The 25,257-nt window shown below is 70.9% G+C and carries 27 protein-coding genes and 4 tRNA genes; 21 read left to right on the top strand and 10 right to left on the bottom strand.

What is annotated here, in order from left to right:
• Positions 1-4: 4 nt before the first annotated feature.
• Positions 5-2,065: a fructose-specific PTS transporter subunit EIIC gene (locus R8Z57_RS08930; RefSeq protein WP_318353398.1), complete on the top strand. Its 2,061-nt coding sequence runs from the start codon at positions 5-7 to the stop codon at positions 2,063-2,065.
• A 64-nt stretch (positions 2,066-2,129) separates the two neighbouring features.
• The gene (locus R8Z57_RS08925) at positions 2,130-2,399 is read left to right on the top strand and encodes an HPr family phosphocarrier protein (RefSeq protein ID WP_318353397.1); all 270 of its coding nucleotides are present in this window, start codon (positions 2,130-2,132) and stop codon (positions 2,397-2,399) included.
• Between the two features lie 96 nt (positions 2,400-2,495).
• Here the strand turns inward: R8Z57_RS08925 and R8Z57_RS08920 are convergent, their stop codons facing one another.
• Positions 2,496-3,134 (bottom strand): MBL fold metallo-hydrolase, encoded by a 639-nt coding sequence (locus R8Z57_RS08920; protein ID WP_318353396.1) that lies wholly within the window; start codon positions 3,132-3,134, stop codon positions 2,496-2,498.
• 118 nt (positions 3,135-3,252) lie between these two features.
• Between R8Z57_RS08920 and R8Z57_RS08915 the strand changes: the two genes are divergently transcribed.
• The 4 genes from R8Z57_RS08915 to R8Z57_RS08900 all read left to right on the top strand — a co-directional run bounded on the left by R8Z57_RS08915 (position 3,253) and on the right by R8Z57_RS08900 (position 3,682).
• A tRNA-Glu gene (locus R8Z57_RS08915) sits at positions 3,253-3,328 on the top strand.
• A 42-nt stretch (positions 3,329-3,370) separates the two neighbouring features.
• Positions 3,371-3,446, top strand: a tRNA-Glu gene (locus R8Z57_RS08910).
• A gap of 42 nt (positions 3,447-3,488) precedes the next feature.
• Positions 3,489-3,564, top strand: a tRNA-Glu gene (locus R8Z57_RS08905).
• Positions 3,565-3,606: 42 nt separating this feature from the next.
• Positions 3,607-3,682, top strand: a tRNA-Glu gene (locus R8Z57_RS08900).
• A 57-nt stretch (positions 3,683-3,739) separates the two neighbouring features.
• On the opposite strand, the gene R8Z57_RS08895 is transcribed toward R8Z57_RS08900, so the two are convergent.
• From R8Z57_RS08895 to R8Z57_RS08880, 4 genes are read right to left on the bottom strand one after another with little or no spacing between them, the layout of a single operon-like run.
• A complete protein-coding gene (locus R8Z57_RS08895; protein WP_318353395.1) occupies positions 3,740-4,096 on the bottom strand; it encodes a DUF202 domain-containing protein in 357 nt (118 codons plus the stop codon).
• Positions 4,093-4,455, bottom strand: a complete 363-nt coding sequence (locus tag R8Z57_RS08890; RefSeq protein ID WP_318353394.1) for a YidH family protein — start codon at positions 4,453-4,455, stop codon at positions 4,093-4,095. The genes R8Z57_RS08895 and R8Z57_RS08890 overlap by 4 nt, the downstream gene beginning before the upstream one ends.
• The gene (locus tag R8Z57_RS08885) at positions 4,452-5,654 is read right to left on the bottom strand and encodes a DUF4349 domain-containing protein (RefSeq protein WP_318353393.1); all 1,203 of its coding nucleotides are present in this window, start codon (positions 5,652-5,654) and stop codon (positions 4,452-4,454) included. The genes R8Z57_RS08890 and R8Z57_RS08885 overlap by 4 nt, the downstream gene beginning before the upstream one ends.
• Positions 5,651-6,220 (bottom strand): sigma-70 family RNA polymerase sigma factor, encoded by a 570-nt coding sequence (locus R8Z57_RS08880; protein WP_318353392.1) that lies wholly within the window; start codon positions 6,218-6,220, stop codon positions 5,651-5,653. The genes R8Z57_RS08885 and R8Z57_RS08880 overlap by 4 nt, the downstream gene beginning before the upstream one ends.
• Positions 6,221-6,462: 242 nt before the next feature.
• On the opposite strand from R8Z57_RS08880, the gene R8Z57_RS08875 reads away from it, so the two are divergent.
• The 7 genes from R8Z57_RS08875 (at position 6,463) to R8Z57_RS08845 (ending at position 14,256) form a co-directional block, all read left to right on the top strand.
• Positions 6,463-7,587, top strand: a complete 1,125-nt coding sequence (locus R8Z57_RS08875; protein WP_318353391.1) for a TerC family protein — start codon at positions 6,463-6,465, stop codon at positions 7,585-7,587.
• A 207-nt stretch (positions 7,588-7,794) separates the two neighbouring features.
• Positions 7,795-9,264, top strand: a complete 1,470-nt coding sequence (gene leuC / locus R8Z57_RS08870; protein ID WP_318353390.1) for a 3-isopropylmalate dehydratase large subunit — start codon at positions 7,795-7,797, stop codon at positions 9,262-9,264.
• A 1-nt stretch (position 9,265) separates the two neighbouring features.
• Positions 9,266-9,886, top strand: a complete 621-nt coding sequence (leuD, locus tag R8Z57_RS08865; RefSeq protein WP_318353389.1) for a 3-isopropylmalate dehydratase small subunit — start codon at positions 9,266-9,268, stop codon at positions 9,884-9,886.
• A gap of 75 nt (positions 9,887-9,961) precedes the next feature.
• Positions 9,962-11,344 carry a UDP-N-acetylglucosamine 1-carboxyvinyltransferase gene (murA, locus tag R8Z57_RS08860; RefSeq protein ID WP_318353388.1) on the top strand — a complete coding sequence of 461 codons (1,383 nt, stop codon included), beginning with the start codon at positions 9,962-9,964 and terminating at the stop codon, positions 11,342-11,344.
• 3 nt (positions 11,345-11,347) lie between these two features.
• On the top strand, positions 11,348-12,112 hold the full coding sequence (locus R8Z57_RS08855) for a lysophospholipid acyltransferase family protein (RefSeq protein WP_318353387.1): 765 nt from the start codon (positions 11,348-11,350) through the stop codon (positions 12,110-12,112).
• Positions 12,102-13,238 carry an NAD(P)H-dependent glycerol-3-phosphate dehydrogenase gene (locus R8Z57_RS08850; protein ID WP_318353386.1) on the top strand — a complete coding sequence of 379 codons (1,137 nt, stop codon included), beginning with the start codon at positions 12,102-12,104 and terminating at the stop codon, positions 13,236-13,238. Before R8Z57_RS08855 ends, R8Z57_RS08850 begins: the two co-directional genes overlap by 11 nt.
• A complete protein-coding gene (locus tag R8Z57_RS08845) occupies positions 13,138-14,256 on the top strand; it encodes a D-alanine--D-alanine ligase family protein (RefSeq protein WP_318353385.1) in 1,119 nt (372 codons plus the stop codon). Before R8Z57_RS08850 ends, R8Z57_RS08845 begins: the two co-directional genes overlap by 101 nt.
• Here the strand turns inward: R8Z57_RS08845 and R8Z57_RS08840 are convergent.
• On the bottom strand, positions 14,245-14,745 hold the full coding sequence (locus tag R8Z57_RS08840) for a DUF3515 family protein (protein ID WP_318353384.1): 501 nt from the start codon (positions 14,743-14,745) through the stop codon (positions 14,245-14,247). The two genes, R8Z57_RS08845 and R8Z57_RS08840, sit on opposite strands and share 12 nt — an antisense overlap.
• A 74-nt stretch (positions 14,746-14,819) precedes the next feature.
• Here R8Z57_RS08840 and thiL point away from each other — a divergent pair, with 74 nt between their 5' ends.
• Positions 14,820-15,815: a thiamine-phosphate kinase gene (thiL, locus tag R8Z57_RS08835; protein WP_318353383.1), complete on the top strand. Its 996-nt coding sequence runs from the start codon at positions 14,820-14,822 to the stop codon at positions 15,813-15,815.
• Between the two features lie 29 nt (positions 15,816-15,844).
• On the opposite strand, the gene rsmD is transcribed toward thiL, so the two are convergent.
• Positions 15,845-16,417 (bottom strand): 16S rRNA (guanine(966)-N(2))-methyltransferase RsmD, encoded by a 573-nt coding sequence (gene rsmD / locus R8Z57_RS08830; protein ID WP_318353382.1) that lies wholly within the window; start codon positions 16,415-16,417, stop codon positions 15,845-15,847.
• Between the two features lie 93 nt (positions 16,418-16,510).
• Here rsmD and R8Z57_RS08825 point away from each other — a divergent pair, with 93 nt between their 5' ends.
• From R8Z57_RS08825 to mutM, 7 genes are all read left to right on the top strand, one after another.
• Complete coding sequence (locus R8Z57_RS08825) at positions 16,511-17,101, top strand: hypothetical protein (RefSeq protein WP_318353381.1); 591 nt, start codon at positions 16,511-16,513, stop codon at positions 17,099-17,101.
• A 38-nt stretch (positions 17,102-17,139) separates the two neighbouring features.
• Positions 17,140-19,302, top strand: a complete 2,163-nt coding sequence (locus R8Z57_RS08820) for an ATP-dependent DNA helicase RecG (RefSeq protein WP_318353380.1) — start codon at positions 17,140-17,142, stop codon at positions 19,300-19,302.
• Positions 19,303-19,344: 42 nt separating this feature from the next.
• The gene (coaD, locus tag R8Z57_RS08815; RefSeq protein ID WP_318353379.1) at positions 19,345-19,842 is read left to right on the top strand and encodes a pantetheine-phosphate adenylyltransferase; all 498 of its coding nucleotides are present in this window, start codon (positions 19,345-19,347) and stop codon (positions 19,840-19,842) included.
• 95 nt (positions 19,843-19,937) lie between these two features.
• Complete coding sequence (locus R8Z57_RS08810; RefSeq protein WP_378722524.1) at positions 19,938-20,420, top strand: YceD family protein; 483 nt, start codon at positions 19,938-19,940, stop codon at positions 20,418-20,420.
• A 32-nt stretch (positions 20,421-20,452) separates the two neighbouring features.
• The gene (rpmF, locus tag R8Z57_RS08805; protein ID WP_050721097.1) at positions 20,453-20,662 is read left to right on the top strand and encodes a 50S ribosomal protein L32; all 210 of its coding nucleotides are present in this window, start codon (positions 20,453-20,455) and stop codon (positions 20,660-20,662) included.
• A 16-nt stretch (positions 20,663-20,678) separates the two neighbouring features.
• The gene (gene rnc / locus R8Z57_RS08800) at positions 20,679-21,380 is read left to right on the top strand and encodes a ribonuclease III (RefSeq protein WP_318353378.1); all 702 of its coding nucleotides are present in this window, start codon (positions 20,679-20,681) and stop codon (positions 21,378-21,380) included.
• The gene (gene mutM, locus R8Z57_RS08795; protein ID WP_318353377.1) at positions 21,373-22,308 is read left to right on the top strand and encodes a bifunctional DNA-formamidopyrimidine glycosylase/DNA-(apurinic or apyrimidinic site) lyase; all 936 of its coding nucleotides are present in this window, start codon (positions 21,373-21,375) and stop codon (positions 22,306-22,308) included. The genes rnc and mutM overlap by 8 nt, the downstream gene beginning before the upstream one ends.
• Here mutM and R8Z57_RS08790 read toward each other — a convergent pair whose 3' ends face one another.
• The 3 genes from R8Z57_RS08790 to R8Z57_RS08780 form a co-directional block, all read right to left on the bottom strand.
• Entirely contained in the window at positions 22,309-23,409 is a 1,101-nt protein-coding gene (locus tag R8Z57_RS08790) for a GNAT family N-acetyltransferase (protein WP_318353376.1), read from the bottom strand. It lies immediately after the preceding gene.
• Complete coding sequence (locus R8Z57_RS08785) at positions 23,402-24,484, bottom strand: GNAT family N-acetyltransferase (RefSeq protein ID WP_318353375.1); 1,083 nt, start codon at positions 24,482-24,484, stop codon at positions 23,402-23,404. The genes R8Z57_RS08790 and R8Z57_RS08785 overlap by 8 nt, the downstream gene beginning before the upstream one ends.
• Positions 24,485-24,564: 80 nt before the next feature.
• The gene (locus R8Z57_RS08780; protein WP_318353374.1) at positions 24,565-24,840 is read right to left on the bottom strand and encodes a hypothetical protein; all 276 of its coding nucleotides are present in this window, start codon (positions 24,838-24,840) and stop codon (positions 24,565-24,567) included.
• Positions 24,841-25,257: the final 417 nt, after the last annotated feature.

The raw sequence follows: 25,257 nt of genomic DNA, 5'->3' as shown, positions 1-25,257 counted from the left end.
CACCGTGACCGACACCATCACTCCAGGCCTGGTGAGCCTCGACGCGCCGCTGGGCGCCGACAAGTCCGCCGTCATCCGCGCGCTCGCGGCACGCGTGGTCGCGCAGGGCCGCGCGACCGACGCCGACGCGCTGTTCGCCGACGCCTGGGCGCGCGAGGAGAAGGACGAGACCGGGCTTCCCGGCGGCATCGCGATCCCGCACGCGAAGAGCCCGGCGGTCACCACGCCGTCGCTCGCGTTCGCGCGTCTGAATCCCGGCGTCGACTTCGGCGCGCCCGACGGCGCCGCCGACCTCGTCTTCCTGATCGCGGCACCCGCCGACGCCGCCGAGGCCCACCTCGCGGTGCTGTCGAAGCTCGCACGGAGCCTCATGCAGGAGGAGTTCACGTCGGGGCTGCGCGCCGCCGCGACCGACGAGGACGTCGTCGCGATCGTGCAGGCGGCGATCGGCGAGACGGACGCCGCCCCCGCGCGTCCTGCGCCGGCGCCGGCGGCGTCTACGGCGCCCGCCGCCGCCGCGACCGCGGCCGCCGCCCCCGCCCCGGGCCTCACGGTCGACGGTCGCCCCGCGCGGATCGTGGCCGTCACCGCGTGCGCCACCGGCATCGCCCACACCTTCATGGCGGCCGACGCGCTCACGGCCGCCGGCCGGAAGTCGGGCGTCGACCTCGTCGTCGAGCCGCAGGGCTCCAGCGGCTACCAGGCGCTGCCCGCCGACGTCATCCAGGGCGCCGACGCGGTGATCTTCGCCACCGACGTCGACGTCCGCGAGCCGCAGCGCTTCGCGGGCAAGCCGGTCGTGCGCTCGGGCGTCAAGCGGGGCATCGAGCAGCCCGAACAGCTCATCGCCGAGGCGCTGGCCGCCGCGAAGGACCCGTCCGCGGCGCGTGTCGGCGGCGAGGCGTCCGCGACGGCCGCTGCTCCGGCCGAGACGCTGTCGTGGGGCGCGCGGATCCAGCGGATCCTCCTCACCGGCGTGAGCTACATGATCCCGTTCGTCGCGGGCGGCGGGCTGCTGATCGCGCTCGGCTTCCTGTTCTTCGGCGACGACTATTCGGCACCGAACAACGCCACGACGGTGATCGTCGAGAACTCGCTGTGGGACCTGCCCGAGGGCGGTCTCGGCCTCTATCTGGGCTCGGTCGCCTTCGCGATCGGCGCCGCGTCGATGGGCTTCCTGGTGTCGGCGCTGGCCGGCTACATCTCCTTCGCGATCGCCGACAGGCCGGGCATCGCCCCCGGCTTCGTGGCCGGTGCCATCGCCGTGACGATGAACGCCGGCTTCATCGGCGGCATCGTCGGCGGTCTGCTCGCCGGTGTCACCGCCTGGTGGATCGGCACGTGGCGCGTTCCGCGCTGGCTGCGCGGCCTCATGCCGGTGGCCATCATCCCGCTGCTGGCGTCCATCGTGGCGTCCGGCCTCATGGTGCTCTTCCTCGGCCGCCCCATCGCGACGCTGATGGTCTGGCTCACCGACTGGCTGAACGAGCTCGCCGGCAGCGCCGGCATCGTCGCCGTGGGCATCGTGCTCGGGCTCATGATGTGCTTCGACCTCGGCGGACCGATCAACAAGGTGGCCTATGCCTTCGCGGTCGCGGGCCTTGCGGCCGCGTCACCCGACAACACCACGCCGTACCTGATCATGGCGGCCGTGATGGCCGCGGGCATGGTGCCGCCGCTCGCGATGGCGCTCGCCTCCACGCTGCTGGCGCGCGACCTCTTCCCGCCGGTCGAGCGCGAGAACGGCAAGGCCGCATGGCTGCTCGGAGCGGCGTTCATCTCGGAGGGGGCCATCCCCTTCGCGGCGGCCGACCCGCTGCGTGTCATCCCCGCCTCGATGGTGGGCGGTGCGGTCACCGGCGCACTGACGATGGCGTTCGGGGTGCAGTCCCTCGCGCCGCACGGCGGGATCTTCGTCTTCTTCGCCATCAACCCGTTCTGGGGCTTCCTGGTGGCCGTCGTGGCCGGCACGGTGGTCTCGGCGCTGGCGGTCATCGCCCTCAAGAAGTGGGTGGGTCGCAAGGAGCTCGAGCAGGCCGAGGCCGGGGTGATGGTGGCGGCCTGAGGTCGTCGTCCGCCAGAATCGAGATCGTCGACCCCCAGCGGTCCGGCGGAGACAGGAGAGAACCATGGCAGAACGTCAGGCCACCATCGCCAGCAGCTCGGGCCTCCACGCCCGCCCCGCGAAGCTCTTCGTGCAGGCGGTTCAGGCGCAGTCCGTTCCGGTCACCATCGCCGTCGAGGGCGGCACCGACCTCAACGCCGGCAGCATCCTGTCCCTCATGGGCCTCGGTGCCTCGCAGGGCACCGTGGTGACCCTCAAGGCCGAGGGCGAGGGCGCCGACGAGGCGCTCGACGCCCTCGTCGAGCTGCTCGAGACCGACCTCGACGCACAGTAGGAGCCGCGTCCGGCGACCGTGCCGGACCACACCGCTACGACGGATGCCGCGGGTCGAAGCCGCTGCGGCATCCGTCGTCCGCGTCCGGCCGACGTATCAGACGTCGGTGCCGTCCCCCGGGTCGAGGGTGACCAGCTCGCCGCCGTCCTGCTCCGCCGCCCATCCCAGCCGCACCCGCCCCATGTCGCGGCCGGCGACCGACAGGGTCATGTCGTGGGTGCCGAAGACGCGGCGCGGGGCGACCGCCAGCACGAAGTCCATGGCTTCGCCGATCTTCAGCCACGGGGCGCCCACGGGAGCCGCCAGCAGCTTCACGTCCCTGCCCTCGGGAACCGCGTACGAGTCGCCGGGGTAGTAGAACTCGTCGTTCACCAGCACGCCGACGTTGTCGACCACCGGGATCGACTCGTGGATCACCGCGTGCCGCCCGCCGAAGAACTCCAGCCGGAACGGGTCGACCTCCACGACATCGCCCGGATGGACGATTGTCACGTCGTAGTCCGAGGCGGCCCGCGCGACGCCCTCGGGGGCGAAGATCGGCGTGCCGGGGAAGGTGCTGAGGATCCGATCGAGGTGGTCCGGCGTCCAGTGATCCCCGTGCTCGTGCGTGATCACGATGGCCACGACCCCCTCGAGCTCTCCCAGCGGCGCGGTGAACGATCCGGGGTCGACGACGACCGTCTTCCCGGCGTTGAAGAGGGTCAGCGCGGCGTGCTCGAACTTCGTGACTCGCATGGGTCGAGTCAAGCGCTCCGGCCGGTCGCAGGCAAGCGTCCGGCGGGCTCCCGGGGCGCTGCCGTCTCGATTTGGAGCGGGCATGCGGGGCGTGGCATAATCGAACGGTTGCCTGAACGGCCCCATCGTATAGCGGCCTAGTACGCCGCCCTCTCACGGCGGTAACGCGGGTTCGAATCCCGCTGGGGTCACCAGTCAGGCAACAACGTCGCAGCATACGCTGCGGCGCGCTGTGCGGCCCCATCGTATAGCGGCCTAGTACGCCGCCCTCTCACGGCGGTAACGCGGGTTCGAATCCCGCTGGGGTCACCAGTCAGGCAACAACGTCGCAGCATACGCTGCGGCGCGCTGTGCGGCCCCATCGTATAGCGGCCTAGTACGCCGCCCTCTCACGGCGGTAACGCGGGTTCGAATCCCGCTGGGGTCACCAGCCAGGCAACACCGTCGCAGCATACGCTGCGGCGCGCTGTGCGGCCACATCGTATAGCGGCCTAGTACACCGCCCTCTCACGGCGGTAACGCGGGTTCGAATCCCGCTGGGGTCACCACCACGAAGCCCCCGGAACCGACAGGATCCGGGGGCTTCGTCTTTTCCGCCGAGCCGGTCAGGACCAGACGGCGAGCAGCGTCAGCGCCGCCGAGACGGCCGCGCACCCCATGACGAACAGCGTCAGGGCCACGAGCAGGCCGGCGCCCGGCAATCGGTCGGGGCTGTCGTCGAGGAGCGCCGCGTTGAGCCCGCGCATGCGCGCCTGCGCGGCGAGCCAGAGCAGCACGGCGAAGCCGAGCCCGATGATGCCGGGGACCAGCCACCACCCCGACAGCTCCGGCGATGCGGCGATGGCCGGCAGCACGCGGAGGGCGATGAGGGAGCCCACGCCGATGGCCAGCGCGGTGCGTCGCCACGCCAGCGATGTCCGCTCCGGCTGGAGTCCCGGATCGTAGAGCCGGCCCCCGCTCACCGCAGCACGACTCCGAGGAGGACGAGCACGCCGACCACGACGATCGTCACCGCCAGCGCGATGCTGGTCGCAGAGCCGGGCAGCGGCGACGCCGCCCGCAGCGCCCGCTCCGTCCGCGCCCATTCCCGCCACGCGAGCACGGGCACGATCAGCCCGGCCGCGATGAGGAGGAGGGATGCCGCGAGCCGCAGTCCCGGCTGGAGGTCGAGGCCGAGCGCCTCCAGTGCCACGCCACCGGCGATCAGCGCGAGCGCCGTGCGGTTCCACGCCAGGAAGGTCCGCTCGTTGGCCAGGCTGAAGCGGGCGTCCGGTTCGGCGCCCGCCCCGTAGACCGATGCGGGGAATCTGCTGCGTGTCACCGGCCCAGGCTATCGACGCCGTCGCGCGGCTCGGGGGCCGCGGACGCCGCGGCGGAACGTGCCGCGCGGGACGCGGCATCCGCCCGCTGACGACGGCGCCCACGCACGAGCCGCACGATGCCCCACACGATGAGGCCGACGAGCGCCGCCACGGCGAGCCAGGGGATCAGGAAGCCCAGCGCCACGACGATGCCGTTGAGAGTGGCGACGAGGCCGTTCCACCCGGCGGCGAGTCCGTCGCCGAATCCCGCGGGATCGGCCGTCACGGTCTCGACCCGCGGCGTCACCGAGACCGACAGCGTCGACATCGCGACCTGATCGTCGAGCATCTCCAGCTGCTGCTGGTAGGACTCCAGGAGTGCCTGGCGCTCCGAGAGGGCCGTCTCGGCGGCGATCAGATCCGCGACGCTCTGCGCCTGCGCCATCAGGTCGGTGAGGCGATCGACCGACGCCTGCGCCGCGTCGATCCGCGCTTCGAGGTCGACCGTCTGCTCGGTGACGTCCTGCCGGTTGACACTGGTCGCGGTCACCTTTCCGACATCGTCCAGCTCGTCGACGACCGACTGCAGCTGGTCGGCGGGCACGCGGACGGTGATCCAGGCGCCGTCGGCGGGCGCGGGGTAGGGCATCGAGTCGTAGACCACGCCGCCGTCGCCGGGGGCCATCGGGTACACGGTGCCGTCGCTGCCGATGCTCAGGGACTCGATGTAGCCGCCGTGCGCGACGGCGGAGTTGCCGATCGCCCGCGTGGCGGCATCGACGTCGTCGACCGACACCGTTGCGGAGGCCGTCGTGATGATGTCGCGGTCGGCGGTGGCGCCCTCGACGCCGCTCTCCGTGGTGAGCGGGCTGAGTGCCGCATCGCGCGCGTCGGAGCCGGCCGCACCCGAATCTTCCTGGGTGAAGGCCTCGGAGCCGGCGGGCCCGGCCGGGGCGACCGCCGCCTCGTCGGCCGTGCCGCCCACCGGGCCGTTCACGAGCGAGCCGACGGAGGGTGCGATCACCGCCGCGACCGCGACGACCGCAGCGGCCGCACCGCTCGCGATCCACAGGCCGCGGCGCCGTCGGCCTCGAGAGGTCTGACGCGTCCGCTCGGCGGAGATGTCGGCGAAGAGAGCGGTCTCGATCTCGTCGATCCGCTGCGGGCTGAGCTCGGGCAGGGGAACGTGGGTGCCGGGCTCGGGGGCTGAGGTGCTCATGTGCTCTCCTTGACGACGGTCCGCAGACGCGTGCGGATGCGGGAGAGACGATTGCGGACGACTCCGTGGGCGACGCCGAGCTCGTCGGCTGCCGCCTGATAGGCGTAGCCCTCGGTCGCACACAGCCGGAAGATCGCGCGATCGAGGTCGCCGAGTCCGGCGACCTCGCGCATGATCGCCTCGGCGAGGCCGGCGTCGATGACCTGCTGCTCGACGTCGACGGTCGCCGGCAGCGTCTCGTCGGCGGCGGCTGCGGTGTGCTCGCGGTCACGGCGCTGGCGCCGGACGCGATTGGCCGACTGGAAGCGGCAGATCGTCGCGAGCCAGGGGAGCAGCGATTCTCCTGCGAGCTCGAGCCCCGGCAGTTTGCGCCACGCCACGAGGAACGTCTCCTGCACGACCTCTTCGGCGTCGGCGGGGTTGCCGACCAGGCCGTGCGCCAGCCAGTACACCGGGCGCACGTAAGCCCGGTACAGCGTGCGGAAGGCGTGTTCGCTCCCGCCTGCGGCCAGGGCCACGAGCGCGGCGTCACCGGTGGTGGCGCTGGGCGAGTCGTCGTCGGGCATCCCCATCCTCCGAATTGTCTCTCACCGTGTCAGTGTGCGCAGCGCGAGGATCGTCTCACCGCCCGAGCACCGTGTCCGGAGCCTGTATCCTGATCGGGCGAGAGGGAGTATCCCGGTAACGCGTATCCGTCATCACGGGTCCCGACACAGCGACCCCGGGTGCGCACCGCAGGCCACGTCCGGCGGGGGAGAGACTTTCGGTCACGAACGACCCCTCCGACGCTTCCTCCGAAAGGCCCTGCATGGACCTCGAACTCCCGCTGTGGTTCGAAATCGGATCCCTGGTGATCCTGACGCTCATCCTCCTCGCGGACCTGCTGCTCATCCTGAAGCGGCCGCACATCCCGTCGACCCGCGAGTCGACCCTGTGGGTGGTGTTCTACGTCACGCTCGCGCTCATCTTCGCCGGCCTGATGTGGGTGTTCGCCGGGCCGGAGTACGCCGGTCAGTTCGTCGCCGGCTGGCTCACCGAGTACAGCCTCTCGATCGACAACCTGTTCGTGTTCGTGCTGATCATGAGCCAGTTCGCGGTGCCGCGGCGCTACCAGCAGGAAGTCCTGATGGTGGGGATCATCATCGCGCTGGTGCTGCGCGGTCTGTTCATCCTGGCGGGCGCCGCCATCATCGAGCAGTTCAGCTGGGTGTTCTACATCTTCGGCGCGTTCCTCGTGTGGACCGCATGGCGCCAGGCCTTCCCGGGCGGCGACCACGACGACGACGTGAAGCAGGAGAACTTCGTCGTCCGCCTGCTGCGTCGGTTCATCGACATCAGCGACCACTACGACGGCGCGAAGATCCGCACGGTGGTGGACGGCAAGAAGCTCTTCACACCCATGATCATCGTGTTCGCGGCGATCGGCGTCACCGATCTGCTGTTCGCGATCGACTCGATCCCCGCGATCTTCGGCATCACGACGAGCCCGTTCATCGTGTTCACCGCGAACATCTTCGCGCTCATGGGCCTGCGCCAGCTCTACTTCCTGCTGGGCGACCTGCTCGACCGCCTGCGCTACCTGCACTACGGCATCGCGTTCATTCTCGCCTTCATCGGCGTCAAGCTCGTGTTCCACGCCATGCACGTGAACGAGCTGCCCTTCATCAACAACGGCGAGCACATCGAGTGGGCCCCCGAGATCTCGACGTGGATGTCGCTGGGCGTGATCATCGTCGCCATGACGGTCGCCACGGTCGCCAGCCTCATCGCCAGCGCCCGCGACAAGAAGGAGGGGAAGACGGATGCCGCGGCCGCCGTCGCCGCCTCTGCAGCTCCCGCCGGCACCGAGGCAGCCGCCGAGGCCGCCGCGGTCGTCGCCGACGAGAAGGGCACCCCGTCGACCGTGGAGCAGCCGCGGGACGACCACCGCTGACCCGCCGGCGACGGGGCCCGCGCGACGTCACACGACGTCGCGCGTGCCCCGTCGCCGTTCGGCTGGGTGGTAGCCTGGGCCCGTGCGGATCGCTCGCCTTCTCCTTAGCGGCCGCGACGAGTCCTAGTTCCCAGGCCTCTCTCGTCGCGGAGTTCGTCGCGGGCCCCACCCATGCGGGCACAGTCCCCAGAGGAGAACGACAAAGCAATGAGCAGCACCGATGCATCCGGCATCCCCGATCGCCCCCGCACCCTGGCCGAGAAGGTCTGGGATGACCACGTGGTCGTGCGCGGCAGCGACGGCCAGCCCGATCTGATCTACATCGACCTGCACCTCGTGCACGAGGTGACGAGCCCGCAGGCCTTCGACGGCCTCCGTGCCGAGGGCCGCCCGGTCCGCCGCCTCGACCTCACGATCGCGACCGAGGACCACAACACCCCGACGCTCGACATCGACAAGCCGATCGCCGATCTCACCAGCCGCACGCAGATCGACACCCTCCGCCGCAACGCCGCCGAGTTCGGTGTCCGCCTGCACTCGCTGGGCGACAAGGAGCAGGGCATCGTCCACGTCGTCGGCCCGCAGCTGGGGCTGACGATGCCCGGCATCACCGTCGTCTGCGGCGACTCCCACACCTCCACCCACGGCGCGTTCGGCGCGATGGCGTTCGGCATCGGCACCAGCGAGGTCGAACACGTGCTGGCGACGCAGACCCTCCCGCTGAAGCCGTTCAAGACGATGGCGATCACTGTCGAGGGCGCGCTGAAGCCGGGTGTCACGGCGAAGGACATCATCCTCGCGGTGATCGCGAAGATCGGCACCAACGGCGGCCAGGGCTACGTGCTCGAGTTCCGCGGCAGCGCCATCCGGTCGCTCTCCATGGAGGGCCGCATGACGATGTGCAACATGTCGATCGAGGCGGGCGCCCGCGCCGGGATGGTCGCGCCCGACGACACCACGTTCGCGTACCTCGAGGGGCGCCCTCACGCGCCGAAGGGCCAGGACTGGGACGACGCCGTGGCGTACTGGCGCACGCTTCCCAGCGACGAGGGCGCGGTCTACGACGCCGAGGTCTTCCTCGACGCCGACGAGCTCGAGCCCTTCGTGACGTGGGGCACCAACCCCGGACAGGGCGTATCGCTGAGCGGCGCGGTGCCGGCCCCCGAGGACTTCGCCGATCCCAACGAGCGTGCCGCCGCCGAGCGCGCGCTGGAGTACATGGACCTCGTGCCGGGCACGCCCCTCAAGGAGGTGCCGGTCGATGCGGTCTTCATGGGATCGTGCACGAACAGCCGCATCGAAGACCTGCGCGCCTTCGCGTCGGTCATCCAGGGGCGCACCAAGGCCGACGGGGTACGGGTCATGGTCGTCCCGGGCTCTGCGCGGGTGCGTTTGGAGGCCGAGGCCGAGGGTCTTGACAAGGTGTTCGAGGACTTCGGCGCCGAGTGGCGTTTCGCCGGGTGCTCGATGTGCCTCGGCATGAACCCCGACCAGCTCGCCCCGGGGGAACGCTGCGCCTCGACGAGCAACCGCAACTTCGAGGGTCGTCAGGGCAAGGGCGGACGCACCCATCTGGTGTCGCCGCTCGTCGCTGCGGCGACCGCGGTGCTGGGCCGCCTGGCGAGCCCCAGCGATCTGACCGCGCCGGTCGCGGCCGCGCAGGGGACGGAGGTCTGACATGGAGAAGTTCACGACGCACACCGGTGTGGCGGTGCCGCTCAAGCGCTCCGCCGTCGACACCGACCAGATCATCCCCGCGGTGTACCTGAAGCGGGTGACGAAGACAGGCTTCGAAGACGCCCTGTTCTCGAGCTGGCGGCAGGACCCCGACTTCGTGCTGAACCAGCCGGCGTACGCCGGCGCCAGCATCCTCGTCGCCGGTCCCGACTTCGGCACCGGATCGAGCCGCGAGCACGCGGTGTGGGCGCTGCGCGACTACGGGTTCAAGGTCGTGCTCAGCCCCCGCTTCGCCGACATCTTCCGCGGCAACGCCGGTAAGCAGGGCCTGGTCGCCGGGGTGATCTCCGAGGCCGACCTCGAGGCGGCCTGGGCGGCGATCGAGGCCGACCCGGGTGTCCGGATGACGGTCGATCTCGAGGCGCGCACGGCGTCCATCGGCGACCCGTCGTCGGCGTCCGGAACCCACCTTGAGCTCGCTTTCGAGATCGATGATTACACTAGGTGGCGGCTTCTCGAAGGGCTCGACGACATCGGGCTCACACTGCGTGACGAAGACAAGATCGCGCAGTTCGAGGCTCGCCGAGAGGCGTGGCGGCCGCGGACGCTTCCCGTTCCGTAAGCCGGGCCGGGCGCCCCACCAGGGCGCCCGACCGCCGCAAAGCACCCTCGTGCACACCTAGTGAGGATCCACCGGATGAAGCCACTTCTGAACGTCGCCGCAGACGAGAGCGCAGCCGTGAAGGCGGGAGCGCTGGAAGCGACGGGTGAGGTGCTCGCGATCCGGGGCGGACGCCCGCTGACCGGCCGTGTCGAGGTCAAGGGCGCGAAGAACCTCGTCACCAAGGCGATGGTCGCCGCGCTCCTGGGCGAGACGACCAGCACGCTGCGCGACGTCCCCGACATCAGCGACGTCCAGGTGGTGCGCTCGCTGCTCGAGGTGCACGGCGTGCGCGTCTGGGACGGCGACGAAGAGGGCACGATCCACTTCGATCCGAGCGGCGCCGTCGCGGCGCACTTCGAGGCGATCGACGCCCACGCCGGGGCCTCGCGCATCCCGATCCTCTTCTGCGGACCGCTGCTGCATCTGCTCGGCGAGGCGCTCATCCCCGATCTCGGCGGCTGCCGCATCGGCGATCGGCCGATCAACTTCCACATGGACGCCCTCCGCGCGTTCGGTGCGGTCGTCGACAAGAGCTACGAGGGCATCCGCATCACGGCCCCGAACGGCCTGCACGGCGCGAACATCGAGCTGCCGTACCCCAGTGTCGGCGCGACCGAGCAGGTGCTGCTGACGGCTGTCAAGGCCAAGGGCACGACCGAGCTGCGCAACGCCGCGATCGAGCCCGAGATCATGGACCTCATCGCGGTGCTCCAGAAGATGGGCGCGATCATCTCGTACGAGCCCAACCGCGTCATCCTCATCGAGGGCGTCGACACGCTGCGGGGCTACGACCACCGTGCGATCTTCGATCGCAACGAGGCAGCGTCCTGGGCCTGCGCGGCGCTGGCCACGGACGGCGACATCTTCGTGGGCGGCGCCCGTCAGCAGGAGATGCTGACCTTCCTCAACGTCTTCCGCAAGGCCGGCGGCTGGTTCGACGTGCGCGAGGACGGCATCCAGTTCCGTCGCGGCGGCGCACTGAAGTCCGTCGTCGTCGAGACCGACGTGCACCCCGGGTTCATGACGGACTGGCAGCAGCCCCTCATCGTGGCGCTCACCCAGGCCGAGGGGCAGTCCACCGTCCACGAGACGGTGTACGAGAACCGCCTGGGCTTCACGGCGGCGCTGAACCAGATGGGCGCCGACATCGTCGTGCATGCGCGCGGCATCGACGCCCCCGGCCGTCGTGTGCCGCGCCGCGAGCTGGAGCAGGCGGCCGTGATCAACGGGCCGACCCCGCTGCACGGCGCCGACGTCGTCGTCCCCGACCTGCGCGGGGGCTACAGCTACGTCATCGCGGCGCTGGCCGCCGAGGGCGAGTCGATCGTCCGCAACGTCGGCATCATCCGCCGGGGCTACGAGAAGTTCTTCGCCAAGCTCGAGATGCTGGGCGCCGACTTCGACGTCATCGGATAGGCGATGGCGAGCCACCGCACCCGGGCCTCCGCCGAGAAGACGCGTCCGAGCGTCTTCTGGCCCCTCGCGGGCCTCCTCGTGCCGCTGCTGAGCCTGCTGTTCAAACTCGAGATCCAGGGGCGGGAGAAGCTGCCGCGGGACGGTGCCTTCGTGCTGGCACCGAACCATCTGAGCGAGATCGATCCTCTCGTCGTCGCGCTGGCGGTGTGGCGTATCGGCCGGGCGCCGCGGTTCATGGCGAAGGAGAGCCTCTTCCGGGTGCCCGTCCTCGGGTGGGTGCTGCGCGCGACGGGCATGGTTCCGGTCGCCCGCGCGACCTCGTCGGCTGCGGCTCGCGCCACCTTGGAGGCGTCCGAGGCCCTCGTGCGTGACGGTCGCGGTGTCATCGTCTATCCCGAGGGCTCACTCACGCGCGAGCCCGGGCTCTGGCCGATGCGCGGGAAGACCGGCGCGGTGCGCCTGGCACTGGCCGGCGGCATCCCGGTCATCCCCATGGCGCACTGGGGTGCGCAGCAGGTGCTCCCGCGCTACGGCAAGCTGAAGCTGTGGCCGCTGCGGCGGAGGGTCCGCGTCATCGTGGGCGATCCTGTCGACCTGTCCGCGTACGCCGGGAAGGCGTCCTCGCAGTCTGCGCTGGTCGAGGCGACGGACGTCGTGATGGCGGAGATCGCCGCGCTGCTCGGCGAGCTGCGCGGCGAGCCGGCGCCCGCACAGCGGTGGAACCCGGCCGATCACGGCCAGAAGGAGACGGGGCGCCTTGAGTCGTAGGCAGGATGCCGCGCGGCCGCGCGTCGCCGTGGTCGGCGCAGGCAGCTGGGGCACGACGTTCGGCAAGATCCTCGCCGACGGCGGGGCTCACGTGACGATGTGGGCACGTCGCCCGGAGCTGGCGAGCGAGATCCAGGAGGCCAAGCGGAACAGCGAGTATCTGCCCGGCATCAACCTGCCGCGCGAGATGCACGCGACCCACCACCTGTCCGAAGCCCTCGACGGCGCCGATCAGATCTACCTGTCCATCCCCAGCCAGGCGGTGCGGCAGAACCTCAAGGCGGTCCGGCCGCTGATCTCGGCGTCCGACGTTCCGGTGGTGTCGCTCATGAAGGGCGTCGAGCGCCGCACGGGCCTGCGTATGAGCCAGGTGATCGAGCAGGAGCTCCACTGCGATCCGGCCCGGATCGCGGTCGCCTCCGGCCCGAACCTCGCGCTCGAGATCGCACGCGAGCAGCCGACCGCTGCGGTCATCTCGTCCACCAGCCAGGAGACCGCGGAGGCCGTCGCGCGCCTCGCGCGCAACCGGTACTTCCGCACGTTCGTGAACACCGACGTCATCGGCACCGAGTTCGGCGGGGTGCTGAAGAACCTCATCGCCGTCGCGATCGGCATCGTCGACGGCGTCGGCTACGGCGAGAACACCAAGGCGTCGATCATCACGCGCGGCCTCGTCGAGATGACGGACTTCGCCGTCGCGTTTGGAGCCCATCACGAGACGCTGCAGGGCCTGGCCGGGCTCGGCGACCTCATCGCGACCTGCCAGTCGCCCCTCAGCCGCAACAACACCGCCGGGCGACTGCTCGGACAGGGCTACCGCTTCGACGACGTGGTCAAGCAGATGAATCAGACCGCAGAGGGGCTCGCGTCGGTCGCGCCCATCCTGCAGCTGGCGCGCGAGGTGGGGGTGCAGATGCCCATCGTCGAGCAGGTGAAGATGGTGCTCGACGGCACCATGAACCCTCGCGACATCGCGCCGCATCTCACGACCGACGACGACACCCCCCAGGGCGAGAGGACGACGAATGGACAAGCCGGCGGTGGCGGTGCTCTTTGGCGGTCGATCCAGCGAGCACTCGATCAGTTCCGCAACGGCGGGCGGGGTGCTGCGGGCGATCGACCGTGACCGCTACCGGGTGATCCCGGTCGGCATCACGCGCGACGGCGTCTTCGTGCTGGAGGACGACGACCCCGACAAGTTCGCACTCGACGCCGAGCGGCTCCCCGAGGTCGTCGACAACGGCACCCGCGTGGTGTGGCCCGAGGGCGGCGCGGATCGCACGCTGCGCGTGCGCCGGGCGGACGGAGCCGTCGACGAGCTCGGTCGCGTGGACGTCGTGCTGCCGATCCTGCACGGGCTCCACGGCGAGGACGGCACCGTCCAGGGCTTCTTCGACACCCTCGGCATCCCCTACGCCGGAGGCGGCGTGCTGGATTCGGCGCTCTGCATGGACAAGCACTTCATGAAGGTCGTGCTGGCGGCGGCGGGCGTTCCGGTGTCGCCGTGGGTGACCGTCACGCGTGCCCGGTGGGAGAGCGACCCCGACGGTGTGCGAGCGGATGCCGCGACCATGGGTGAGCCGTCCTTCGTCAAGCCCGCGCGGGCCGGGTCGAGCGTGGGCGTGTCGAAGGTGCACGACGCCTCCGAGCTCGACGCGGCTCTCGCGCTGGCGTTCGCCGAAGACGACAAGGTGCTCATCGAGCCGGCGATCGTCGGCCGCGAGGTCGAGGTCGCGATCCTCGAGGGTCGCGACGGCGACATGCCCCGGGCTTCGCTGCCGGGCGAGATCGTGCTCACGACGCGCGAGTTCTACGACTTCGAAGGCAAGTACCTCGGCGGCGACGGCGCCGACGTGGTGTGCCCGGCTGAGCTCTCGGAGGGCGACACCGCCGCCATCCAGGAGCTCGGCATCCGCGCCTTCCAGGCCGTCGACGGCAAGGGCCTGGCGCGCGTGGACTTCTTCCTCGCGGCCGACGGCCTGTACGTCAACGAGCTGAACACGATGCCCGGCTTCACGCCTATCTCGATGTTCCCCAAGTGCTGGATCGCCTCGGGCATGTCGTACGGGCAGCTCATCACCGAGCTCATCGACACCGCGCTCGAGCGGACGCCGGGCACGGCACGGGTGGGCTCAGCCGCCTGAGGCCGTGGCGTCGGGAAGCAGCTCTTCGGTGAGCGTGCAGGCGCTGACCGCCGTGGTCCCGTTCAGCACGGCCGTCTCGGCGAGCTGCGTCAGCGCCTCGTTGGGCGAGACGCTCTCGTTGTCGATGAACACCTCGACCGCCGGCGTCCGGCCGTAGGTCGTGACGAGGTACTGCGGCGCCCGGGACTCGTCGACGATCCAGTCCACGCCGCCGAGCGTGATGCAGCGGGCCTCGGTCGGGCCGGGGGCCTCGACGCCGCAGCGGAGCAGGATGGCGGACGGGTCGCCCCATGCTCCGGTCGCCTGCGCATCGGTCCAGCGCCGCGGCTGTCCGTCGACGGTGTCGGGCAGCCGGACGCTCACCTCGGCGCAGGCGGGATCGTTCGCCTCGGCGGCCGGGTCGAGGTCGACGGTGGTCGTGCAGCCGGTCAGGCCGATGGCGGCGGTGGCCGCAAGGGCCGCGAAGGCGAGACGAGAGAGCTGACGCACCCATCCAGGCTAACCGCCGTCCCGAGCGCCGCAGACGCTCTCGCCGCCCCTGCCCGCGACGGTAGCGTGGTCGTGTGGGTGTGGAACACGGCGATCCGACGGTGGGCGAACTCAGCGAGGGCCGCATCCTGCGGAGCATCCTCGAGCGACTCGGCGAGTCGCAGGCGATCGTCGGGCCCGGCGATGACGCCGCCGTTATCGCGGCGGCCGATGGCCGCGTCGTCGCGACGGTCGACACGCTCGTGCACGGCCCCGACTTCCGCCTGGCCTGGTCGAGCGCGTTCGACCTGGGGTACAAGGCGGCCGCCGTCAACCTGGCCGACGTGGCGGCGATGGGCGCGACTCCCACGGCGCTGCTGGTGGCCCTCGCGATGCCCGATGCGACGCGGCTCTCGTTCGTGACGGGGCTTGCCGACGGCCTGCGCGCCGCCTGCCGCGAGCTCGCCCCCGGCTGTCGCGTCGAGGGTGGCGACCTGACCGTCTCCGACACGCTCACCGTCGCGGTGACGGCGCTGGGGGCGCTGGCCGGTCGCGAGCCGGTGCTGCGCTCCGGTGCCCGGCCCGGCGACGCGGTCGCCGTGGCGGGGCGGCTCGGACGCTCCGCCCGCGGACTGCGACTGCTGTTCGAGCGATTCACGGATGCCGGAGGCCACCCGGTGCCGGTCGACGAGACCACGCTGAGCCCGGGCGAGCGCGACGACCTGGCGGCGCAGCTGCGGCCCGGGCCGCCCGTCGCCCTGGGGCCGGCGGCCGCGGAGGCGGGCGCCTCGGCGATGATGGACGTCTCGGACGGCCTCGTGCTCGACGCATCGCGGCTGGCCGAGGCATCCGATGTCACGATCGCCCTCGAATCGGCGACCTTGGGGTCCGACGTCGAGGACGCGCTCGCCGGCGGAGAGGATCACGCTCTGCTGGCGACGTTCCCGGTAGGCCGTGCGCTGCCGCACGGGTTCACCAGGATCGGCTCGGTGCACGCGCGTGGCGCGGATCGTGTGCTGGTCGACGGACGCCCGTATGTCGGCCGGGGCGGCTGGGACCCCTACCTCGACTGGGACTCCCGCACCGGCTGATCTACGCCGGGGCGCCGGCCGCTCGGCGGTCAGACCGCGGCGTCCGCGGTGGTCGCCCACCACAGGGCGGTGTCGCCGTAGCGCTTGTCGCGGGTCGCGGCGAGTCCGGGCGGCAGCGACGGCTGCGGCGAGCGCGCCGCGCGTTCGATGACGACATCGGCGCCGGGCGCGAGCAGCGGCACCAGCAGTGCCAGCGTCGCGGCGAGCTCTGCCTCGCCGACGTCGTACGGCGGATCGAGGAAGACGAGGTCGAACGGCCCGCGCGCCGCCCTCAGGTAGGCGTCGGCGGCGCTGCGGTGGACGCGGATGACGGCGTCCGTGCCCACGGCCTTCGCCACGCGGCCGGCGTTGCGCTGCGCCACCGCGGCCGCCCGCGCCGACTTCTCGACGAGATCGGCGGATGCCGCGCCGCGGCTCACCGCCTCGAGCGCGAGCGCGCCGGAACCGGCGTACAGGTCGAGCACGGCGGCGCCGTCGAGCACGTCGGCCGACTCGAGTGCACCGAAGAGGGATTCGCGCACCCGGTCGCTCGTGGGCCGGGTGCCGGCGTCGGGGACGTCGAGGGGGAGAGAGCCCGCTCGACCGGCGATGATGCGCGTCACCCGTTCACGATATCGGCGGACCGCCGTCGATCCGGGGCGCACCGGCCCCTAGGATCACGGGTGGGGGAGTCCGGTATCGATCGGGGGTCCGAGATGATTCGCAACAGGATCAGGGTTTCGTCGGCGGTGGTCGCACTGCTGGCGTCCGTCATCGCCGTGTCGGCGTGCGCGGCCGGGGGTGAGGGGCCCACGCCGTCCGCGACGGTCCAGCCGTCCGCCACGACGTCGGCATCGCCGACGTCCGACCCGACACCGGAGCCGACGGCGGCCGCTCCGACGCTGCCGACCGACTGCAACGACCTCGGCACGCCCGAGACCTGGCAGGAGACGGTCGGCGACATGACCCTGCAGAGCAACGGCGAGGGCTTCGTGCGCCCGGCGCCGGCAGGCGCCACCCTCGCGCTGGGCTGCGACTGGATCGTCGGCGACGCCACCGGCATGCTCCTGCTCATCAGCACGGCGACACCGGAGGCGGTCTCGGCCGCCGTGGCCGAACTGCCCGCCGAGGGCTACACCTGCCAGATGTCCGACGACTTCGGCGCGCAGTTCTGCGTGCTCCCCGGACCGGCTCCCGACACGGAGGAGATGATCGTGGCGCGGGACGGCGTGTGGATCTACCTGTCCACTGTCAACCGCAACGGACGAGCTCTCCTCTCGGAGATCGTGCAGTCGATCTTCGCGTGACGCACGGGCACGTCGGCGGTCGAACCTAGACTCGTGCCGTGGCCTCCTTCACGCTCGACTCGAGCCTCGGTGGCGCGATCGGCGGCAAGACGGCGGCGGCTCTCGAGCGCGCGTTCGGCATGTCGTCGGTCGGCGACCTCCTGCGGCACTATCCGCGGCGCTATGCGCGTCGCGGCGAGCTGACGCAGATCTCGTCGCTGCCGGTGGGCGAGGCGGTGACGATCGTCGCCGAGGTCCGGCGCGTGAACGAGCGGCGGATGAAGAACCGCAACGGGTCGCTGCTCGAGGTCGTGATCAGCGACGGAAACGGCGACCTGTCGCTCACGTTCTTCAACCAGGCGTGGCGCTCGAAAGACCTCCGGCCGGGGCGCCGCGGCATCTTTGCGGGAAAGGTGGGGGAGTACCGCGGCGTGAAGCAGCTGGCGCACCCCGACTACGAGCTGTTCGAGGACGAGGCGACGGCGCGCCTGCAGGCCGAGGCGAACGCGAACCTTCCGATCCCCATCTATCCCGCCACGAGCACCGTCGCCAGCTGGCAGCTGCAGAAGATCGTCGATCTCGTGCTCGACGGTCTCGGCGACGTGCCGGATCCACTTCCCGACGAGCTGCGCGCGCGGCACGGCCTGCTCGACGCGCGGACGGCGATCGAACGCATCCACCGGCCTGCGGCCATGGAGGAGGTCGAGCCCGCCCGCGCCACCCTCCGCATGCAGGAGGCCTTCGTGCTGCAGGTCGCCCTGCTGCAGCAGCGCCAGTTCGTGCGCGCCCTCTCGGCGACGCGTCGGGCGCCCGGATCGCTCCTCGAGCGGTTCGACGATGCGCTGCCCTTCCCCCGCACCGCCGATCAGGTGACGGTCGGCGACGACATCGCACGGGATCTGCAGGGCGACTGGCCGATGAACCGCCTGGTGCAGGGCGAGGTGGGATCGGGTAAGACCCTCGTCGCGCTGCGAGCGATGCTGCAGGTCGCGCAGGACGGCGGTCAGTCCGCGCTGATCGCCCCGACCGAGGTGCTCGCCGCGCAGCACCTCCGCTCGATCGCCCGCATGCTCGGACCCCAGCTCGCGCCCGAGCTCATGCCCACGCTCCTGACCGGTCAGCTGCCCGCCGCAGAACGCCGCAAGGCGGCGCTCCGCGCGGCGTCCGGGCAGGCGCGCATCGTCGTCGGCACGCATGCGCTGCTGAGCGAGAGCACGACGTTCGCCGACCTCGGCCTGGTGGTCGTCGACGAGCAGCACAGGTTCGGCGTCGAGCAGCGCGAGTCGCTGCGGGCGAAGGGCTCGTCGCCGCACGCGCTGGTGCTGACCGCGACGCCGATCCCGCGCACCGTCGCGATGACGGTGTTCGGCGACCTCGACGTCTCGACGATCCGCACCATGCCCGCCGGCCGCGCCGGCATCGAGACGTTCGTCGCGCCGCTCGCCGAGCGCCCGGGCTGGTTCGCCCGCGTCTGGGAGCGCATCGCCGAGGAGGTCGCGCAAGGACGACAGGCCTTCGTCGTGTGCGCGGCGATCGATGCCGAGGCGCTCACCAAGGACGACACGGCCGACGAGGTTCCCGGCGACGAGGGCGGAGAAGCGAGCCGCACCCGCTGGGGCGTCGTGCAGATCGCGGACTTCCTGTCTCGGCACGAATCCTTCACCGGCATCCGTGTGGAGATCCTGCACGGCAAGATGCCCGCGGACGAGAAGGATGCCGTCATGCAGGCCTTCGCGCGCGGCGACGTGGACGTGCTCGTGGCCACGACGGTGGTCGAGGTCGGCGTGGATGTGCCGAACGCCTCCACCATGACCATCCTCGAGGCGGACCGGTTCGGTGTGTCACAGCTGCACCAGCTGCGCGGGCGCGTCGGTCGCGGCGGCGTGCCCGGTCTGTGCCTGCTCGTCACCGAGGCGCCGCTGGGCACGCCTGCCCGGGAGCGGGTGGATGCCGTCGCCTCGACCCTCGACGGCTTCGCCCTCGCCGAGGTGGACCTCGAGCTGCGTGGGGAGGGCGATGTGCTGGGAGATGCGCAGTCGGGTGCCCGATCGTCGCTGCGGCTGCTGCGCGTGGTGAAGGACGCCGACATCATCGCCGAGGCGAGGGTGGCCGCCGAGCAGGTGCTCGCCGAGGATCCCGCCCTCTTGCGTCATCCCGGCCTGGCCGCGGCGCTCGAGCGCAACGTCGGGATGGCCGAGCGCGCCGCTCTCGCCAAGAACTGACCGCCGTCGGGTCCACGCGAGCGCGCGCACTAGGCTGGTCGCATGAGCAGCCGGATCGCCGTCGTCCCGGGGTCTTTCGATCCGCCGACCCTCGGTCATCTCGACGTCATCCGCCGTGCCGCGGCCCTCTACGACCAGCTCCACGTGCTCGTCGTGCACAACCCCGGCAAAGAGGCGATGCTGCCGATCGCGCAGCGGCAGTCGCTGCTCGAGCAGTCGATCGCCGAGGAGGGGATCGAGGGCGATGTCGTCGTGGCGTCCTGGAGCGTGGGGCTGCTCGTGGACTACGCGACCGATGTCGGAGCCGGGGTCCTCGTGAAGGGCATCCGCTCGCAGGTCGACGTCGCCTACGAGACGCCCATGGCGATCGTGAACCGCCATCTCGCCCACGTCGAGACGGTGTTCCTGCTGCCCGACCCCGCCCACGCGCTCGTCTCGAGCTCACTGGTGCGGCAGGTCGCCTCTCTCGGCGGCGACGTGTCGCCTTTCGTTCCCCCGGCCGTCGCCCGGTTCCTCGACACCGGGGCGCGGGGCATCTGACCTCGAACCGCGGCTAGGCTGGAGCCGTGGTCAGAAAGCATGTGACGGGACCCTTCGTCCTCCCGGTCCGCGACATCGTCCACCGTCCCGGCGAGATGCGGGAGCACACCCTCGAGGTGTCCGCTCCCGAGAAGTGGGGCGAGGGACTGGTCTCCGTCCCACACGGGGAGACGGTGGTGGTCGACCTCCGTCTGGAGTCGGTCCATGAGGGCATCCTCGCCTCCGGAGACGTCGACACGCGGTACGTCGGCGTCTGCAGCCGGTGCCTCACCGACATCGCCGAGGGCGTCGAAGTCGAGTTTCAGGAGCTTTTCGCGTATCCTGGGGAGGAAGAAGCTGACTTCGAGGTTCAAGACGACCACGTGGATCTTGAAACTCTGGTCAGGGAAGCGGTCGTCCTGTCGCTTCCGTTTCAGCCGGTGTGTCAGCCGGATTGCCCCGGCCTCGACCCGGCCACGGGTGAGCGACTGGCCGAGAACGCCGGAACGCAGCAGAGCGAGCCTCTCGATCCACGATGGGCCGCGCTCCAGGACTTCACCACGACCAACGACGACGAATCACCGCGCTCCCGCGGCTGACACGTCATCGAGAACACAGAGAAGAGCTAGCCATGGCAGGCAACCCCCCGAAGCGGAAGGTCTCCCGTTCCAACACCCGCTCGCGTCGCGCGCAGTGGAAGGCCGAAGCCCCCGCCCTCGTCAAGACGGTCGAGAACGGCAAGGTCGTCTACAGCCGTCCGCACCAGGCGAAGGTCGTCACCGACTCGCAGGGCACCGAGCTGTTCCTGGAGTACAAGGGCCGCAAGGTCGCCGACGTCTGATCGTCGCGCACCTGACGTGACCGACGTCGCTGCCGAGCCGAACACGCTCGCAGACCTCACGCAGAAGCTCGGAGTCGATATCGACCCCGAGCTTCTGTCGCTGGCGCTCACGCATCGTTCGTGGGCGTATGAGAACGGGCAGGTCCCGCACAACGAGCGCCTCGAGTTCCTCGGCGACTCCGTGCTCGGACTCGCGGTGACCGTGCGGCTGTTCACGGGGCATCCCGAACTGGAAGAGGGTGCTCTCGCGAAGCGGCGCGCCGGCGTCGTCTCCACGGTGGCCCTCGCCGAGATCGCGCGCGGCATCGGCCTGGGCGCACATCTCAAGCTCGGCCGCGGTGAGATCCTCACCGGGGGCCGTGACAAGGATTCGATCCTCGCCGACACGATGGAGGCGATCTTCGGGGCGACGTACCTCTCGACGGGATCGGATGCCGCCACCGGCCTGGTGCTGCGCCTTGTCGAGCCGCTCCTCGCGGATCCCGAGCGCTACGGCGCGGCGATGGACCCGAAGACGGCGCTGCAGGAACTGGCCGCGCACGGCGGGCTCCAGCCCCCGGTCTACTCCGTCACCTCGACCGGTCCTGATCACGACCGCCGCTTCACGGCGACCGTGATCGTCGGAGACGTCACCAGCGTGGGCGCGGGCACCAGCAAGAAGCACGCCGAGATGGCCGCCGCCCTCACCGCGTGGCGCGAGCTCAGCGGACGTGCCTGAGCTTCCCGAGGTCGAGGTCGTCCGCGCCGGCCTCGCCCCCGCCGTCTCCGGCGCCCTGGTGCTCGGCGTCACGGTTGCCGACGAACGTGCGCTCACGCGCCACGATGGCGGCGGCGCCGACTTCGAGTCCCGGCTCACCGGGCGCACGGTCCGTGCGGCCGCACGGCGGGGCAAGTTCCTCTGGCTCCCGCTCGACGCCGCGGATCCCATCGAGCCCGAGGCACCCGCCCGCGAGGCTGTGGTGGGTCACCTCGGCATGAGCGGCCAGATGCTGCTGCGGGCGCCGGGCGCGGCTCCCGAGCGGCACGAACGGGTGCGCATCGACCTGGCCCACCCGGTCCACGGCGAGCTGTCGGTGGTCTTCGCCGATCAGCGCACCTTCGGATCGCTCGCCGTCGACGCACTGGTGGCGACCTCGGACGGTGCCGCCGGCGGCTACGGCTGGGACGAGGCATCCGTTCCTTCCCAGGTCGCCCATATCGCGCGCGACCCGCTCGATCCCGCCTTCTCCGATGCCCGCTTCCGTGCGGCGCTCGTGCGCAAGGACTCGGCGATCAAGCGCGTTCTGCTCGACCAGACCGTCATCAGCGGGGTCGGCAACATCTATGCCGACGAGTCGCTGTGGGCGGCGCGGATCCACCCGGAGACGCCGGCGCGCGAACTGCCGACGCGGGCGGTGAACCGCCTGCTGGTCGAGGTCCGTCACGTGCTGCAGAAGGCACTGGCCGAGGGCGGGACCAGCTTCGACGCGCAGTACGTGAACGTCAACGGCCAGGCGGGCTACTTCGCGCACTCCCTCAACGCGTACGGCCGCACCGGGGAGCCCTGCCCCCGATGCGGCCGTCCGATCGTGCGCGTGTCGTTCACCAACCGCTCGAGTCACTACTGCGCGCACTGCCAGCGCGTGCCCCGCCCTCGTCTCGGCTGATCAGAGGTCGAGCACCTTCTTCCACGCCCCGGCGTACGAGGCGGGGACGAAGCCGATCGCCTCGTTGATGTCGAGCATCGGGCGGTTCTCCTCGGCGTTGAAGGTCGAGACCCGCGGCGACTGCGGTACGAGCTCGCGCCAGCGCAGCAGGTTCGCGCACTTCACGATCGTTCCCAGCCGGTGACCGCGGTGCTCCTTCAGCACCAGGGTGCCGAACTGCTGCGTCGCCGCGGTGCGGTCTTCGCCGATGGCGAGTTCGTTGTAGGCCGCGATCCGCCCGGTGGGCACATGGAGCACCGCCGCGACCGACACCGTGAGGCCCTGTGCCTGGAGCCGGGCGTCGCGACGGCGCACGCGCGCGGCGTCCCAGTGCTGCTCGTCGACGACCATGCCGCCCTGCGGCGCGTCCGTCGACATCCGCGAGATCGCGTGAGCGAACCCGTCGAGGTGCTCCGGCGGTGTCGGGGACGTCCAGACGATCGAGCGGTACTCGTCACCCGCGATCTCGAGTGCCCCGGCGAGCATGCGCTCCACCGGCCCGAAGTCACCCGTCAGGTCGAGCACGCTGTTGCGTTCGATCTGCTCCAGGGTGAAGCCGCTGCGCAGCGCGAATCGGGTCTGGGGATCGGCGGCCGGTACGGAGCCCCAGCCGGTCGAAGGCGCCAGGCGCTCGCCCGTGCTGCCGGGCCGGTGCAGCGTCCAGGTCTGGATGGTCGCAATGCCGCGCTCGCGCGCGACGCGCTCGACCTCGGCGAGCAGCAGCTCCTCGTAGCCGCGACCGCGACGGGCGGGCTCGACCATCAGGTCGAACTCGACCGTGCGGGCATCGGGCTGCGTCGAGATCATGAGCTTGACGGCGCCTCTGACCTCGTCGCCGTCCTTCACCACGAATCCGAGCTGGCTCCAGTCCGTCTGGTCCTGCCAGAAGCCGAGGATCTCCTCCGGCTCCTCGTGGAGCGCGTCGTGCCCGGCGTCCGCCAGGCAGACGGCGTTCGCGATGCGCACCATCTCGACGAAGAGGCCGGCGTCGGCGGCATCCGTCGTCGCGGGGATCGGGATGGGCTCGACCACCGTCACGTGCGGTTCGGCCAGGTCAGTCATCGAGCACCTTCTTCCACGCGCCCTCGTACGCGATCGGCGCGAACCCGATCGCCTCGTTGATGTCGAGCATGGGACGGTTCTCCTCTGCGTTGTAGGTCATGACGCGCGTGGATGCGGGCGCGACCTCGCGCCAGGACAGCAGCCCGGCGCACTTCACGAGCGTTCCGAGCTTGTGGCCGCGGTGCTCCTTGAGCACGAGCGTGTCCTCCTGATGAGAGGCCTCGGTGCGGTCCTTGCCGATCACGAGCTCGTTGAACGCGCAGAGCTCGCCGGTCTCGATGTGCTGTGCTGCCGTGACCTGGATCGTGCGTCCCGTCGACGTATAGCGCCCGTCGTGTTCGGCGATGCGCGCGGCGTCCCAGGTCTCCTCGTCGAACTCCAGTGCGGCGGCGGGCGCATCCGTCGACATCCGCGACTTCATCCACGCATACCCGGCCACGTACTCGGGGGGTGTCGGCGCGAACCACTGCACCACCCGGTAGTCCGGCGAGGCGGCACGGGCCTCGGACAGGAGCCGCTCGACTTCGTCGAAGGAGGCGGTGAGGTCGAAGGCGCTGTTGCGCTCGACCTGTTCGAGCTTGTACCCGTGGCGCAGGTAGAAGCGGGCGACGTGGTCCTCGGGGATGTCGCCGAATCCCGTCGGCGGGGCCAGACGCGGACCCGGAGCCTGGGGGTGCTCCGCCCACGACTGCAGCACGGTGCGACCGTGCTCGCGTGCGGTCTTCTCGACCAGCTCGTAGGCGGCGGAACCGATGCCACGACTCCATGTCGCGCGGAGGAGCTCGATGAGCCAGAACGCGGCCTTCGACCCCTCCTCGTGCGGGATGTCGATGCCGATTCGGCCGACGATCGCCCCGTCGTCGACGATCACCCACGCCAGGCGGGTCTGGTACTCGGTGGGCCGGTAGTGAGGGAGAAGCTCGTCGGCGCTGATCCGGTGGTCGTCGTGCCCGGAGATCTCGCGGTAGATGAGGTTGCGCACCCGCACCATCTCGGCGAAGTCGCCGGCGTCGGGAGCGTCGAGGGAGTCGGGGATGACGAGGGGGCGGATCTCCACGCCCGTGAGGGTGGTCATGTCAGTTCGTCCTTGAAGTCGTGAGGGATGGAGGGGCGTGGGGTCCGCCGCCCGCAGGCGGGCGGCGGACCCGTCGGCAGTCACTGCCGGGGTGCGAGTGCGGCGGCCTCGCAGAGGTAGGCGCGTTCACGCTGCGCGGTGGCCTCCTGATGCCGGAACGCCTGCGCGTGCCGGGTTCGGTCGTCCGCGAGTCGCGGGGTCCGCGTGCTCCACAGCAGCAGCCGCAGGCCCAGGTGCAGGGCCGCACGGTCGACGAGGGAGGTGCGCGTGTCGCGGCTCGAGAGCTGCAGCGTGGCGGGGAGTGCCTCTACGCGTTGGTAGGGGTCGCGGCGCTGCGGCGCGAGAAGAGTGTTCATGTTGGTTCTTTCGATGGGAGTGGTGCCGCCGGCGGGCGCCGGCGGCGGAGATGCCGTGCCGCAGCACGACGGGATGAATGCAGGATGCGCGCGCTCAGCACCACGAGGCGGGTGCGGCGCAGCAGACGGTCGTCGCCCGCAAACGGGCAGACTCGTCCCCTGCGGGGATCAGATGGCGGCGGGGAAGCGGCCGCTCAGCACAGCGCCGAAGGAGTCGGTCCCCGACGTGAGAGCACGAATCGCACCACCATCACGGGTGGCGATTCCTGTTGGTGTCATCAGCATCATGAGGGGACCTCCTTTCTCGACTTCAGACGCGGAGAGTGACGTTACTCCGTCCCGAGTACGCACGTCAAGCGAATTCGCAGATTCGGGTGTCGCATGGCGTGTCGCGCGGGTCATGCGGTGCGGCCCGTC

Source organism: Microbacterium sp. M3 (assembly GCF_033548675.1).
In the GTDB taxonomy this organism is placed as follows: domain Bacteria; phylum Actinomycetota; class Actinomycetes; order Actinomycetales; family Microbacteriaceae; genus Microbacterium; species Microbacterium arthrosphaerae.
Note: the sequence above shows the minus strand (reverse complement) of the source record. Positions and strands in the feature narration are given on the sequence as shown.